A 14,003-nucleotide genomic window follows, 5' to 3' on the forward strand; every position below is an offset into this window, starting at 1 on the left:
TGGCGGCTGTTGAGCGGGCGGAGTGGTTGTCCGTGGCAGCCGAACCGCCGGTGGCGGCAGCGGCGTCGAAACCGGTGGTGCGCACGGTGATGACCTTGATCTTGTCGCCAGATTGCACGGTAGCAATCGCGTTACCGGCGTAGATCGGGCGCTCGAAGGTGTCAGGGGAATCGACCTTGGTGATTTCCGAGATTTGCGCCACGTCCAGCTTGGCGGCCACGCGCGGCAGGATGTTCTTGCCGTAGGCGGTGGCTGGCGCCAGGATGTGGCTGTAGTTGCCTGCGATGGCCAGCACTTGCTCGGCCACGTTTTCGGCCAGGCCGTCGGCAAAGTACGGCGCGTCGGCCACGATGACTTTCGTCACGCCGGCGATTTGCGCGGCGGCAGCGGCAGCGGCCGATGCGTTCGAACCTGCGACCAGTACGTGCACGTCGCCGCCGCACTGGGCAGCCGCGGTCACGGTGTGGTGGGTGCTGCCCTTTAAGGTAGCGTTGTCGTGTTCAGCAATAACTAATGCGACCATGATTATTCCTAATAGTTAGCAAGTGCCGGGGTCAGACCCGGCGGGTCTGACCCCAGATTTTATGTTTTGGCGGCAAACCGCTCAGATAACCTTGGCTTCGGTACGCAGCTTGGCGACCAGGGTAGCGACGTCCGGGACCTTGATGCCGGCCGAGCGCTTGGCTGGCTCGACAACTTTCAGGGTCTTCAGGCGTGGCGCAACGTCGACGCCCAGGTCTTCCGGCTTGACGGTCTCGAGCGGCTTTTTCTTTGCCTTCATGATGTTCGGCAAGGTCACATAGCGTGGCTCGTTCAAACGCAGGTCGGTGGTGATGATCGCTGGCAAGGTCAATGCCAGGGTTTCCAGGCCGCCGTCGACTTCGCGGGTGACGGTGACTTTGCCGTCTTCCAGCACGACTTTCGAAGCGAACGTGGCTTGCGGCCAACCCAGCAGCGCAGCCAGCATCTGGCCGGTCTGGTTGCTGTCGTCATCGATCGCTTGCTTGCCCAGGATGATCAGTTGCGGCTGTTCTTTCTCGGCCAGGGATTTCACCAGCTTGGCCACGGCCAGCGGTTCCAGTTCGGTCGTCGTTTCCACCAGGATGCCGCGGTCGGCGCCGATGGCCATGGCCGTGCGCAGGGTTTCCTGGCACTGCGTCACGCCGCAGGAGATGGCGACCACTTCAGTGACCTTGCCAGCTTCTTTCAGGCGCATCGCTTCTTCCAGCGCGATCTCATCGAAAGGGTTCATCGACATTTTGACGTTGGCGGTATCGACGCCAGTGCCGTCACTCTTGACGCGGACTTTGACGTTATAGTCGACCACGCGTTTGACGGGTACCAAGACTTTCATAGCTATGCCTTTGGGAAATTATAAAAATGACGGATCAAGTGCTGATTGTGCGTTCGATTATAAGAGAAATTTGAATCTTGAACCGAATTTAAGCACGATCGTGCGATTTTTTGTTAGAGCAATCCATCTAAACTGTCCAGCTTCGGGGATTTCAGGGGTATCCGCCGCTACGCTGCAGGGCAGCAAAAGGGCTGGCTCGGGAAGGAAAACCAGGCCGCGCCACGGCGGCCCCGGCTGGCAGAATTATTTGCGTTGCATCAGGAAGACGAATTCGGTACCCGTCTGCACATGCGACAGCAGGGCATTGCCCGTTTGCTTGGCGAAGGCCTGGAAGTCGCGCACGGAACCGGGATCGGTTGCCATGATGCGCAGCACTTCCCCGCTCTGCAGCTCTGACAAAGCCTTTTTCGCCTTCAGAATCGGCAACGGGCAATTCAAGCCCCGCGCGTCGAGTTCTTTGTGAAATTCCATAATCTCGGTATCAAGTAGTGTGTCGCTCATCATCAATATCCCACCATTGTTTTGTTGTACTGATTTTCGACATACTACTCTAAATCAGGGGCATTGACGCGCTGCACCAAAATAGTTCATCGGCTGTTGTGGTGTCACAACGAGATTCCACACGGCAAAACGGCCCGCAAACACCGTCTGCGGGCCGTTTTCAAGGGGCTGTGGGGCGAAAACCCCGCATGCCTGCTAGCTTACGCTTTATTTCACGCGCTCGCCGACCCAGGCCGGCACGCCAGCCAGGGCGTTCGCCAGACCGCTCGGATCGGTACCGCCAGCCTGCGCCATATCGGGGCGTCCGCCGCCTTTTCCGCCCACTTGCTGTGCAACGAAGTTCACCAGCTCGCCCGCTTTGACCTTGGAAGTCGCGTCCGCCGTCACGCCGGCGATCAGGCTGACCTTGCCGTCCGCCACGCTGGCCAGCACGATGGCGGCCGTTTTCAGCTTGTCCTTCAGCTTGTCCATGGTTTCGCGCAAGCGGGCCACGTCGGCGCCGTCCAGCACGGCCGCCAGCACCTTGATGCCGTTGACGTCGACGGCTTGCGTGACCAGTTCATCGCCCTGGCCCGAGGCCAGTTTCGATTTCAGCGCGGCCAGTTCCTTCTCCAGCGCCTTCACGTGGTCCTGCACCTGGCCGATGCGGGCAGTCAGTTCTTCCGGCTGCGCCTTCAGGGCGTTGGCCGCTTCGACCAGGCGGCGGTTGATGGTTTGCACCAGCGCCAGCGCGCCCTCGCCCGTCACGGCTTCCACGCGGCGGATACCGGCGGCAACGCCGCTTTCGCCGATGATCTTGAACAGGCCGATGTCGCCCGTGCGCTGCACGTGGACGCCGCCGCACAGCTCTTTCGAGCTGCCGATGTCGAGCACGCGCACTTCATCGCCGTATTTCTCGCCGAACAGGGCCATCGCACCATGCTTGACGGCATCGTCAAACGACATCAAGTGGGCTTGCGTGGCGCGGTTTTCCAGGATCTCTTTATTGACGATGGTTTCCACGGCGGCGATCTGCTCGGCCGTCATCGGCGCATTGTGGCTGAAGTCGAAACGGGTCTTGTCCGGGTCAACCAGCGAACCCTTTTGCGCCACGTGGCTGCCCAGCACTTCGCGCAAGGCCTTGTGCATCAAGTGCGTGGCCGAGTGGTTGCGGATCGTGCGTGCGCGCTTGGCCGTATCGACTTGCGCCGAGACGGCGTCGCCCACTTTCAGCACGCCCGATTCGAGCACGCCGTGGTGGCCGAACACGTCCGCCTGGATTTTCAGGGTATCGCTGACGGCAAAGCTGCCGGCGCCCGAGGCGATCACGCCCTGGTCGCCCACCTGGCCGCCCGATTCCGCGTAGAACGGCGTCGTGTCGAGCACGACGATGCCTTCCTGGCCAGCTTTCAGTTCAGCTACCTGCGTACCGGCCGCGTACAGCGCGACGACCTTGCCGCTGAACGTCAATTGATCGTAGCCGACGAATTTATTTTTCTCGCCCGTGTACTCGACCTTGCTGTCCTTGTGCGTCTTGCCGCCCTTGCGCGACAGTTCCTGGCTTTCCTTCAGGGCCGCGTCGTAGCCGGCCTGGTCGAACGTGATATTGCGTTCGCGGCAGATGTCGGCCGTCAAGTCCGGCGGGAAGCCGTAGGTTTCGTACAAGGTAAAAGCGGTGGCGCCGTCGATGCCCGTGGCATCCTTGGCCAACTGCGCTTCCAGCACTTTCATGCCCGTTTCCAGGGTTTCGCCGAAACGCTCTTCCTCGGCTTTGAGCATATTGGCGACGTTGTCTTTCGCTTCTTCCAGCTCGGGATAGGCGCCGCCCATCTCGATGGCCAGATCGGCCACCAGCTTGTAGAAGAACGGTTTCGTCTGGCCCAGCTTGTGGCCATGGCGCAAGGCGCGGCGGATGATGCGGCGCAGAACATACGCGCGGCCTTCGCTGCCCGGGATGATGCCGTCGACGATCATGAAGGCGGCGGCGCGGATGTGGTCGGCGATCACGCGCAGCGACTTGTTTTCCAGGTCCGTGGCGCCCGTTTCGCGCGCGGCGGCGCGGATCAGATGCTGGAACAGATCGATTTCATAGTTCGAATGCACGTGCTGCAGCACAGCGGCCAGGCGCTCCATGCCCATGCCCGTGTCGACGCAAGGCTTCGGCAGCTTGTGCATGACGCCCGCTTCGTCGCGGTTGAACTGCATGAACACGAGGTTCCAGATTTCAATGAAGCGGTCGCCGTCTTCGTCAGGCGAACCCGGTGGGCCGCCAGGAATGTCGGCGCCGTGGTCGTAGAAGATCTCCGTGCACGGACCGCATGGGCCCGTGTCTGCCATCTGCCAGAAATTGTCCGATGCGTAACGCGAACCCTTGTTGTCGCCGATGCGGATGATGCGCTCGACAGGCACGCCGATTTCTTTCGCCCAGATATCGTAGGCTTCGTCATCTTCGATGTACACGGTGACGGTCAGCTTGTCAGCCGGCAAGCCATAGACCTTGGTCAGCAGTTCCCACGCGTACTGGATTGCATCGCGCTTGAAATAGTCGCCGAAGCTGAAGTTGCCCAGCATTTCAAAGAAAGTATGGTGGCGCGCCGTGTAGCCGACGTTTTCCAGATCGTTGTGCTTGCCGCCGGCGCGCACGCAGCGCTGCACCGAGGTGGCGCGCGTGTAGGGACGGCTGTCCGTGCCTGTAAACACATCCTTGAATTGCACCATGCCGCTGTTCGTCAACAGCAAGGTCGGATCGTTGCCTGGCACCAGGGAGCTGGAACGGACGATGGAATGGCCCTTGGACTCGAAAAATTTGAGGAACTTGTCGCGGATTTCAGTTGATTTCATGTTTTTTTGGCAAAGAGTGGCGGCAGCTTTAAAGGGAAGATTATACGTGATCTAGGTACGGGAATTGGCGCCGGGCAGCCAGCATTGTTGCAAGCCTGCCCACGCATGCCGCCCCGCCCGCTCAGGCCGGGTCGTGGTGGCTGGCGCAGGCGTGTGGCGCGGGCTTGGCCTTGGCGGCCGCGGCCCCCGTGACGCCCGCGGCGGCATTGCAGTCGGCGCAGCGGCCGTACAGGGTCAGTTCGTGGCGCTCGACGACAAAGCCTTGCGGTGCCATGCGTTTCAAGTCGCCCGGGCAATCATGCACGTCGAACACGCGCTGGCACGTGGTGCACTGGAAATGGTGGTGGTGGTGATTGGCCGCCGTGTTCGACTCGTAGCGCGGGTTTTCGCCCGGCAAGGTCACCACGTGCACCTTTTCTTCCAGCACCAGGGACTTCAAGTTGCGGTAAACGGTGGCGATGCCCAGCTGCGTCACTTGCAAGCTGGCCTGTTCGAGGATTTCCTGCGCCGACAAGGGGCGCTGGGCCGACTCGATGGCGGCTTGAATAGCGGTTTTTTGACGTGTTGTGCGTTCCATAGCCGACAGAATACACCATCCACCTGTATCTACTGTCCGGAAAAACTGTCACACAGTAATGATAATGGGTTATCATTATCAACTTAGGGCAGGCATTTACCTGTCACGCGCTGCCCCAACCCTGCCAATACCGATAGCGAATAAGGAACTTTTGCCCATGTCCGTCCGTCCTCACCAACCCACTCCCCTCGCGCTGGCCATCATGCTGGCCTTTGCCGCTCCCGCCAGCGCACTGGCGCAGCAGGCGACAACCTTGCCCGCTGTGACCGTCTCGGCCAGCGCGCTGGCCCTGGGCAGCGACGACATGAGCACGCCCGTTACCGTACTCGAAGGCGAGGCACTGGTGCTGGCAAGGGCGGCGACCCTCGGCGAAACCCTGGCCGGCCAGCCCGGCATCACGTCCAGCCATTTCGGCGCCGGCGCCAGCCGTCCCATCATCCGCGGCATGGATGGCCCGCGCGTCAAGGTGCTGTCCGATGGCGCCGAAGTGCAGGATGCGTCGACCATCAGCCCCGACCATGCCGTCGCGGCCGAACCGATGCTGTCGGAACAGATTGAAGTCTTGCGCGGCCCGTCCGCGCTGGCCTATGGCGGCGGTGCCGTCGGCGGCGTCGTCAACGTGATCGACAAGAAAATCCCGACGCGCGTGCCCGCAAAAGGTTTTGAAGGCAGCGCGGAAGTGCGCGCCAACTCCGCCGCGCGCGAAAAGGCGGGCGCCTTTGAAGTGACTGGCGGCTCCGGCAACATCGCCTTCCACGCGGAAGGCGTCAAGCGCGACGCAAAAGAATACAAGGTCGGCAGCGGCTGGGAAGGCGGTTCGAAAGTGGCCGGCAGCTACAACAAGACGGACACGGGCAGCGTGGGCGTGTCGTGGGTGGGCGAGCGCGGCTTCCTGGGCCTGGCCTTCACCAGCCAGCATGCGGAATACGGCTTGCCCGGCCACAACCACGAATTCGAAAGCTGCCACCCGCACGGCACGCACCTGCATTGCGGCGGCCACGAAGGCCACGATCACGGTGATGAAGAGGAACATGACCACGACCACGAAGATGGTGCCGTTCCCTACGTGAAACTGAAGAGCGAACGCTGGGACGTGCGCGGCGAATTGCGCGACCCCGTACCGGGCTTCGCCAAGCTGCGCCTGCGCGCTTCGTTCACCGATTACAAGCACGATGAAATCGAAGGCACGGAAATCGCCACCACCTTCAAGAACAAGGGCCACGACGCACGCCTGGAAATGGAACACCATCCCGTCTTCGGCTGGCGCGGCGTGGTCGGCCTGCAAACGTCGAAGCGCGATTTCTCCGCCCTGGGCGAAGAAGCGTACGTGGCGCCGACAGTCACGAAGAAGCACGCAGCTTTCCTGGTCGAGGAATACAAACTCGACCAATGGCGCTTCGAAGCGGGCTTGCGCCACGAATGGCAAGACATCACGGTCGACAGCGCCACCTTGCAAGACCGCAGCGCCAAGGGCACGTCGGTCTCGCTGGGTGCCGTGTGGAAATTCGCGCCCCAGTATTCGCTCGGCTCGACCATTTCGCGCACGCACCGTTTGCCCAGCGCCGAGGAACTGTATGCGCACGGCGTGCACATGGCCACGGCCACATATGAGCTGGGCAATGAAAACCTGGGCAAGGAAACGTCGAACAATATCGACTTGACCTTGCGCAAATATGCGGGTGCCACGACGTTCTCGGCCAGCGCCTACCGCAACAAGGTCGATAACTACATCTTCGGCTCCACCCTGGACAACCACGAAGGCTTCCAGCTGATCCAGTACGCCCAGCGCGACGCCACATTTACGGGCGTGGAAGGCCAGATCCGCCAGCAGTTGAACCCCATGTTCGGCGCCAGCGTATTCGGCGACTACGTGCGGGCCAAGCTGGCCGACGGTGGTGGCAACTTGCCGCGCATCCCGGCCCAGCGCCTCGGCGTGAAGTTCGACGCCAACTGGCAAGCGTGGAGCGGCGTGGCCGAGTTCTACCGCGTGGGCAAGCAGGATAAAGTGGCCGCGTTCGAAACGGCAACACCGGGCTACAACATGCTGAACCTCTCCGCCAACTACGACACGCGCATCGGCACGACGCCAGCCCAGTTCTACATCAAGGCGAACAACCTGACGAATGAACTGGCGTACAGCCATACTTCGTTCATCAAGAATGCGGCGCCTTTGACGGGGCGCAACTTGACGGTCGGCATGCGTGTAACGTTCTAAGCTGTTTGAAACGTAGGTCGGCTTAGCGCGCAAGCGCGTAAGCCGACAACACCAGCAGCGCCAACAATGTTGTCGGATTACGGCGCTGCGCGCCTAATCCGACCTACGCCATGGATGGAATAATATCTATCCTGTCCGTACAAAACCCATCCACGCCCCAAGCCAGCAATTCGCTGGCCCGTTCGGGAGTGTTGACGGTGTAACAGAACAGCCCGTATCCCGCCTCCTTGACCTCTCGCGCCAGTTCCGGCGTCAGTTGCTGGTGGTCGCAATGGATGGCCACCACGTCCAGTTCCTTTGCCTTTTTCGCCCAATCAGAAGGTATCTGTTCGACCAGCCAGCCGCGCGCCAATTCCGGGGCCGCCTGGCGCGCCGCTTCCAATGCAGCGATGCTGAACGACGACAGCAGCGGCAGCAATTCGCCAGCCGCGACTTCCTCTGCAAAATAGCTTCGTGTGGCCCGCGCCACGGCTGTCCCTGTCTGCGTATCGAAGCCGGGTGCCGGCTTGATTTCGATATTCATCCAGATACGCTGGGCCTTGCAATACCCCACCACGGCATCGAACGTGGGCACGCCTTCGCCGGCGAATTCGGCGCCAAACCAGGCGCCCGCCTCCATCGTCCCCAACTGCGCGGCCGTGTAATCGTTGATATGCCCGCTGCCGGCCACGGTGCGGCCCAGTTCGGGATCGTGCACGACGACGGGTACGCCATCAGACGCCAGCATGACGTCGAATTCCACAGCGCGGTAGCCGTAGGCCAGGCCGCAGCGCAGGGCGGCCACGGTGTTTTCAGGCGCCAGGGTGCCGCCGCCGCGGTGCGCGAGGGTGCGTGGATAAGGCCACATGGGATTCCTTTAAGCAATTCTATGGAGGCAAGACTGTCTTGCCATACTATCGCGTGCCAATGCTGAAAAGTAAAGCGGCCGCCGTTTGACGGCCCGCCGCGGCGATTGGCACCCCGCCAGCCCCGTTTCGTCGCAGCCCGGTTGCGCGCCGGCCTGCGCTGGCACACAATGCCCCATCGTTACCAGCAGACACTTCCATGAAATCCGACGTCCCTTTCGCAGATGCCCCCGCCAGGCGCCGCTTCCCCTACTACCGCATGCTGCTCGACGCGCGCTATGCGGTGGTGCTGAACGTGATCTGCGCGCTGGTCATTACATTCATGCTCAATCCGGGCAGCCATTTTGGGCAAAACCTGATCGCCTCGATGTGCATCGGCACGATCGCCTTCCTGCTGATCGATGGCATGCGCCTGACGTTATGGGGCGCAGGCCAGCGGCCCAGATTCCTGCCCTTCATGCTCATCATCCTGCTGTCCGTGCCCGTGGCGCAAATGCTGGGTTTGCTCCTGTTCGGCTGGCTGACGGGCGTGGACGTGGGCGGCTTCGAAAACCTGCTGCCCACGCAAATGATGGGCACGCTCGTATTCACCCTGCTGGCCACGGGCGGCGCCGTGCTGTTTTTCTCCAGCCGCGAAAAGATTGCGCGCCTGCAAATGGCGGCTGCCGAGGAAAAAGCCCGCGCCGAATCCGTGGCGCGCCAGGCCATGCAGGCGCAACTGCAATTGCTGCAGGCGCAGATCGAACCGCACATGCTGTTCAATACCCTGGCCAACCTGCAGGGTCTGATCAGCTTTGACCCGGACCGTGCCCAGTTGCTGCTCGACCAGCTGATCCAGTACTTGCGCGCCACCCTCTCTTCCTCGCGCGCCGAGTCCACCACCCTGGAGCAGGAGTTTTCCCTGATGCAAGCCTACCTGGGCCTGATGTCGATACGCATGGGCGCGCGCCTGCGCTTTACGCTGGACTTGCCCGACGCCTTGCGCCAAATCAAGGTGCCGCCCATGCTGTTGCAGCCGCTGGTGGAAAACGCCATCCAGCATGGCCTGGAACCAAAGATCGAAGGCGGCCACATTCACGTGCAGGCGTCCACGGATGGCGGCGTGCTGCTACTCACCGTCAGCGACGACGGCCTGGGCCTCGACCATCCGGGCCAGACCAAGGGCACGCAGCTGGGCGTGGCGAATATCCGCGAACGCCTGCGCGGCATGCATGGCGATACCGCCAGCCTGTCACTGGACGCCAATACGCCGGCAGGCGTCATCGCCCGCCTTCAATTACCGATTCACTCCACCACCGCGAGCCCCACGCCATGACCAGCCCCACCCCGCGCGCCCTGATCGCCGAAGACGAACCGATACTCGCCGCCGCCCTCACGCACGCCTTGCAGCGGCTGTGGCCGGAACTCGACATCGTTGCCACCTGCCCCAACGGCGTGGAAGCCTTGCGGCAAGGCCTGGCGCTGCAGCCCGACATTCTGTTTCTCGACATCAAAATGCCAGGCAAGACGGGCCTGGAAGCGGCCGAAGAACTGGCAGAGCAATGGCCGGACGGCATCGCGTTCCCCCACATCGTGTTTGTGACCGCCTACGACGAATACGCGCTGGCCGCCTTCGAGCATGCGGCCGCCGACTATGTCTTGAAACCCGTCAACGATGCGCGTCTGGGCAAGACGGTGGAACGTTTGCAGCAGCGCTTGCGCGACAGCAGCGTTGGCAAAGGCGTTGGCAACGGCAGCGGCAACGCTGCAGTAACAGCAACAGCAGCAGCCTCAGCGCCAGCGACGACCGCCACGGCAGCGCTGGCAGCCGGAACCGCCAGCGACGACAACATGGCCCGCCTGCTAAGCCAGCTGCAAGCCATGCTGCCACCCGCGCCGCGCCTGCAGATGATACGGGCGGCCGTGGGCAACAGCGTGCGCATGATTGCCTTGGCCGACATCGTCTATTTTGAAGCGCTGGACAAATACATCAATGTCGTGTGCCAGGACAGCGAAGCGCTGATACGCACGAGCCTGAAGGAGCTGCTGCCCCAGCTGGACCCGCAACAATTCTGGCAAATCCACCGGGGCACCATCGTCAACGCCAGCGCCATCGCCACGGCCGTGCGTGACGAAGCCGGCAAGCTGTCGCTGACCCTGCGCCAGCACCCCGCGCAACTGCGCGTCAGCCCTTTATATGCGCATCTGTTCCGCCAGATGTAAGACAAGACAAGACGCGCAAGAGCCAATGCCTAGTGCATCTGGTGCTTCAAGTCAGACAACTCATCGTGCACCTTGAGCACGGCGCTCTTCATTTCCGGCGTCACGCTGGTCGCCGTGCCGCACGCCCGCTTGGCGCGGTCGCCCAGCGATTCCATCTGATCGACTGCTTGCCGGATGCGCGCATCGTCTTGCGTGTCGATGGCTTGCCGCACGGCGCTCTTTTGCTGGTCCAGCTGGTTGATGCAATCCTTCAAGTCCATCGGCATGCCCTGCTGCTGGCCGCACAGCTGGGCCGCCTGGCCGATCGCGTGTTCGATGGCGCCAAAGCGCCGTGCCACTTCCTTTACCTGCATCATGATGTGTCCTCCCACAGTGTAGGGAGTTGGATCGTCAAGCCGGCACAGGGTTCCCCGCTGGCCGCGACAAGGTCGAAATTTCCATGCGGCACTTTTTTGTAAGCGCTTGTGACATTTTAGATAATGATCAAATCCTTCAGATACATTGGCGTACCTGAACCCCCATGCCGCCCATGATCTCGTTGCCGCCCCTACCCCGCCGCGCTCCCGGCCTGCTGCTGATCGTCCTGCTGCACCTGGGCTTCGCGTATATCGTCTTGCAGTCGCGGCCCCACGCCGTCACGGACGAGAACCTGCCGCAGGGCCCGGCCATCACTTGGCTGCGCCACACCGCCCCGGCGCCGCCCAAGCCCGTACCCGCACCGTTCGGCCCAAAACCAGCGGCAGCAATAGTGCCGCGCCTGCCAATGCCAGTTCCCGTCAGCCGCCCCCTGCCCGCTCCCGCCATCGAGCAGCCGCCAACGCCAGTAACGCCGGAAGCGATCATGCTCGTCCCGCCACCGAGCGCGGCCGATATCCTGGCGCAAGCCAAGCGCGACGTGGGCAAGATCGACAAGGATTTACGCAAAGAATTCCCGCAACGGGGTGGGGAGAAATTCGACGACACGGGCTACAAGCGCATGCAGCAGGGCTTTGCCGAAGCCTACGCGGCCGTGCCGCCGAAATGGTACGAGGCGTCAAAGATCGAGGAAATCGGCGCGAACGAGGCCAAAGGCAGCCGCACCTACAAGATCACCAGCGCGCTGGGCACCTTGTGCGTGACCATGCGCGCCGGCAAGAGTGGGGAAACGATGATCGGCATGTGTCCCAAGTAGCGGCTCAGCCCACCGCTTCGCGCGCCCCCAGCGGCTGCAGATGGCGCAGACGCAAGGCGATCAGCACGCCGCCACCGAGGCACAGGCCCAGCATGATGACCACGCCCGTCCAGCCGTCGAAGCCCCACATCATGCCCGAGGCGGAACCGATCAGGCTCGAACCCAGGTAGTAGAACAGCAAGTAGAAGGCCGAGGCCAGCGCCTGTGGCGCGCGCGCGCGGCGGCTGACCCAGCTGCTGGCGATCGAGTGCGAGGCAAAGAAGCCGAAGGTGGCCAGCGCCATGCCGATGACGATCAGCGGCAGCGAGTCGAACAGCGTCAATAAAATGCCGGACAGCATCAGCAACAGCATGATCCACAGCACCCCCCGGCGCCCCAGGCGGTCCACCAGGCGCCCCGCCCAGACGGAGCTGAAAATGCCGATCAGATACAAAAAGGCCAGCAAGCCGACCGTGCTCTGGCGCAAGCCAAATGGCGCGGCCAGCAGGCGGTAGCCGATATAGTTATACAGGCTGACGAAACAGCCCATCAGCACGAAGGCGAGGCAAAACAGCCACGGCAAGCCCCGGTCGGAAAAATGCTGGCGGATGGCGTGCGGCAAGGCGTTCCAGCCTTTTGTACTGGGCACGAAATTTTTCGATGCGGGCAGGCTGCGCCAGAATTCCGCCGCCGCCAGCACGCCGGCCACGCCCAGCACGCCCAGAGCCCAGCGCCACGACAGGAAATCGCTGAGCATGGACGCCACCAGCCTTCCCGACATGCCGCCAAACGCGCTGCCGGCAATATACAGCCCCATCGACAGGCCCAGGGATGGGCCCTCGATTTCCTCGCCCAGGTAAGCCATGGCCACGGCCGGCATGCCGCCCAGGGCAATGCCGAGCGCCGCGCGGATGGCCAGCAGCTGCGCATAATCCTGCGCGAAGGCGGACAAAATCGTGAGTATCGCGGCGGAAAACATCGATGCCACCATCAGCGGTTTGCGGCCGACACGGTCCGACACGGCGCTCAGCAGCACCAGCGAGATGGCCAGCAAGCCGCTCGACACGGAGAGCGACCAGCTGCTTTGCGCCGGCGTCAGATGGAACTGGTGCGACAGCAAGGGGAACAGGGGCTGGATGCAGTACAGCAAGCTGAAGGTGGAAAAGCCGCCAAAGAACAGGGCGCGGTTGCTGCGCTTGAATTCGATGGAACCCTTGGCGATGGCCGTGCGGGGAGCGGGAGCGGAAACTGGAATGGCGGATGAGGCAGCGGGGGCAAAAGCAAGCGATGAATCAGACATGGCCGTGTTTCAAAGAGGAGCGAGTCTTCATCTTAGGATTGCCAACTCATATCGTCCAATATATATTCAAGGCCCAACTCATACTTTAAAACGATTACTGAACATGGAACTGCGCCACCTCCGTTACTTTGTCGCCGTCGCCGAAGAGCTGCACTTCACGCGCGCGGCCGAGCGCCTGCACATCGGGCAGCCGCCGCTGAGCCAGCAAATCCAGGCGCTGGAAGCGGAATTGGGTGCGCAGTTGTTCGAGCGCAACAAGCGCTCAGTGCGCCTGACGGAAGCAGGCCGCCTCTTTCTCGACGATGCGCGGCGCATCCTGGCCCTGTCGGAGCAGGCGGCTGTCACGGCGCGCCGGGCCCAGCGGGGCGAAGCGGGCGAATTGCGCATCGGCTTTACCTTTTCCACGCCGTTCACGCCGTATTTCGCCACCGTCATCAACCGCTACCGCCAGCAGTTCCCGCACGTCACCTTGACCCTGCACGAAATGGCGACTTTGCATCAACTGGAAGCGATCTCGGGCAGGACGATGGATCTGGGCTTCGTGCGCCCGCCGGAAACGACATATCCATCCGATATCAAGCTGACGCAACTGCGCCAGGATCCGCTGTTCCTCGTCTTGCCCGTCGACCACGCGCTGGCGGCCAAGGACGCGATTGCCATTGCCGATATGGCGGGCGAAGGCTTTGTCATGTACCCGAAAGATGCGGGCACGGGGATTTATCCGCAGATCTTCCGCCTGTGCAAGGCGGCCGGCTTCGTGCCCCAGGTGGCGCAGGAAGCGGGCGAGGCGTCGACCATCATCGGCCTGGTGGCGGCCGGCTGCGGCATTTCCGTGCTGCCCTCTTCGTTCGACCGCATCCGCATGGATGGCGTGTGCTACCGCCCCATCGCCGACCCGCAGGCGACCACCAGCCTGTTACTGGCGCAAAGAGAAGAAGAGACGTCGCCGCTGGTGGCGGCGTTCGTGAAACTGGCCGAGGAAGCGGCCATGGAAGAGAAAGAATAGGCCGATGAGGTCGGCGTAGGTCGGATTAGCCCG

The 14,003-nt window shown here is 62.3% G+C and carries 12 protein-coding genes and 1 pseudogene; 5 read left to right on the top strand and 8 right to left on the bottom strand.

All coding sequences use genetic code 11. The annotated features are described in order from the left end of the window. From JAB6_RS13630 to JAB6_RS13650, 5 genes and pseudogenes are all read right to left on the bottom strand, one after another. Positions 1 to 523 (bottom strand): annotated as a pseudogene (locus JAB6_RS13630) (electron transfer flavoprotein subunit alpha/FixB family protein); the annotation flags it as partial. Positions 524 to 604: 81 nt separating this feature from the next. Further along, positions 605 to 1,354 (bottom strand): electron transfer flavoprotein subunit beta/FixA family protein, encoded by a 750-nt coding sequence (locus JAB6_RS13635; RefSeq protein WP_034759884.1) that lies wholly within the window; start codon positions 1,352 to 1,354, stop codon positions 605 to 607. A gap of 243 nt (positions 1,355 to 1,597) precedes the next feature. Beyond that, complete coding sequence (locus JAB6_RS13640; RefSeq protein ID WP_010395510.1) at positions 1,598 to 1,825, bottom strand: sulfurtransferase TusA family protein; 228 nt, start codon at positions 1,823 to 1,825, stop codon at positions 1,598 to 1,600. A gap of 237 nt (positions 1,826 to 2,062) precedes the next feature. Next, positions 2,063 to 4,675 carry an alanine--tRNA ligase gene (gene alaS, locus JAB6_RS13645; RefSeq protein WP_070303265.1) on the bottom strand — a complete coding sequence of 871 codons (2,613 nt, stop codon included), beginning with the start codon at positions 4,673 to 4,675 and terminating at the stop codon, positions 2,063 to 2,065. A gap of 121 nt (positions 4,676 to 4,796) precedes the next feature. Continuing rightward, the gene (locus JAB6_RS13650) at positions 4,797 to 5,252 is read right to left on the bottom strand and encodes a Fur family transcriptional regulator (protein ID WP_034759891.1); all 456 of its coding nucleotides are present in this window, start codon (positions 5,250 to 5,252) and stop codon (positions 4,797 to 4,799) included. A gap of 157 nt (positions 5,253 to 5,409) precedes the next feature. Here JAB6_RS13650 and JAB6_RS13655 point away from each other — a divergent pair, with 157 nt between their 5' ends. Further along, positions 5,410 to 7,467, top strand: coding sequence for a TonB-dependent receptor (locus JAB6_RS13655; RefSeq protein WP_070303266.1), 2,058 nt, complete (start codon positions 5,410 to 5,412; stop codon positions 7,465 to 7,467). Between the two features lie 103 nt (positions 7,468 to 7,570). Here JAB6_RS13655 and ugpQ read toward each other — a convergent pair whose 3' ends face one another. Beyond that, the gene (gene ugpQ, locus JAB6_RS13660; RefSeq protein ID WP_070303267.1) at positions 7,571 to 8,314 is read right to left on the bottom strand and encodes a glycerophosphodiester phosphodiesterase; all 744 of its coding nucleotides are present in this window, start codon (positions 8,312 to 8,314) and stop codon (positions 7,571 to 7,573) included. A 197-nt stretch (positions 8,315 to 8,511) separates the two neighbouring features. On the opposite strand from ugpQ, the gene JAB6_RS13665 reads away from it, so the two are divergent. After that, on the top strand, positions 8,512 to 9,627 hold the full coding sequence (locus JAB6_RS13665; RefSeq protein WP_070303268.1) for a sensor histidine kinase: 1,116 nt from the start codon (positions 8,512 to 8,514) through the stop codon (positions 9,625 to 9,627). After that, positions 9,624 to 10,514, top strand: coding sequence for a LytTR family DNA-binding domain-containing protein (locus JAB6_RS13670; RefSeq protein ID WP_070303269.1), 891 nt, complete (start codon positions 9,624 to 9,626; stop codon positions 10,512 to 10,514). Before JAB6_RS13665 ends, JAB6_RS13670 begins: the two co-directional genes overlap by 4 nt. Positions 10,515 to 10,543: 29 nt before the next feature. On the opposite strand, the gene JAB6_RS13675 is transcribed toward JAB6_RS13670, so the two are convergent. Beyond that, a complete protein-coding gene (locus tag JAB6_RS13675) occupies positions 10,544 to 10,870 on the bottom strand; it encodes a hypothetical protein (protein WP_034759909.1) in 327 nt (108 codons plus the stop codon). Positions 10,871 to 11,034: 164 nt separating this feature from the next. Between JAB6_RS13675 and JAB6_RS13680 the strand changes: the two genes are divergently transcribed. Next, positions 11,035 to 11,685 (top strand): hypothetical protein, encoded by a 651-nt coding sequence (locus JAB6_RS13680; RefSeq protein ID WP_070303270.1) that lies wholly within the window; start codon positions 11,035 to 11,037, stop codon positions 11,683 to 11,685. A gap of 4 nt (positions 11,686 to 11,689) precedes the next feature. Here JAB6_RS13680 and JAB6_RS13685 read toward each other — a convergent pair whose 3' ends face one another. After that, a complete protein-coding gene (locus JAB6_RS13685) occupies positions 11,690 to 12,964 on the bottom strand; it encodes an MFS transporter (RefSeq protein WP_070303271.1) in 1,275 nt (424 codons plus the stop codon). Positions 12,965 to 13,067: 103 nt separating this feature from the next. On the opposite strand from JAB6_RS13685, the gene JAB6_RS13690 reads away from it, so the two are divergent. Then, the gene (locus JAB6_RS13690; protein ID WP_070303272.1) at positions 13,068 to 13,970 is read left to right on the top strand and encodes a LysR substrate-binding domain-containing protein; all 903 of its coding nucleotides are present in this window, start codon (positions 13,068 to 13,070) and stop codon (positions 13,968 to 13,970) included. The last annotated feature ends 33 nt before the right edge of the window (positions 13,971 to 14,003 follow it).

The sequence above is a fragment of the Janthinobacterium sp. HH104 genome (assembly GCF_001758715.1).
Classification (GTDB): Bacteria; Pseudomonadota; Gammaproteobacteria; order Burkholderiales; family Burkholderiaceae_D; genus Janthinobacterium; species Janthinobacterium aestuarii.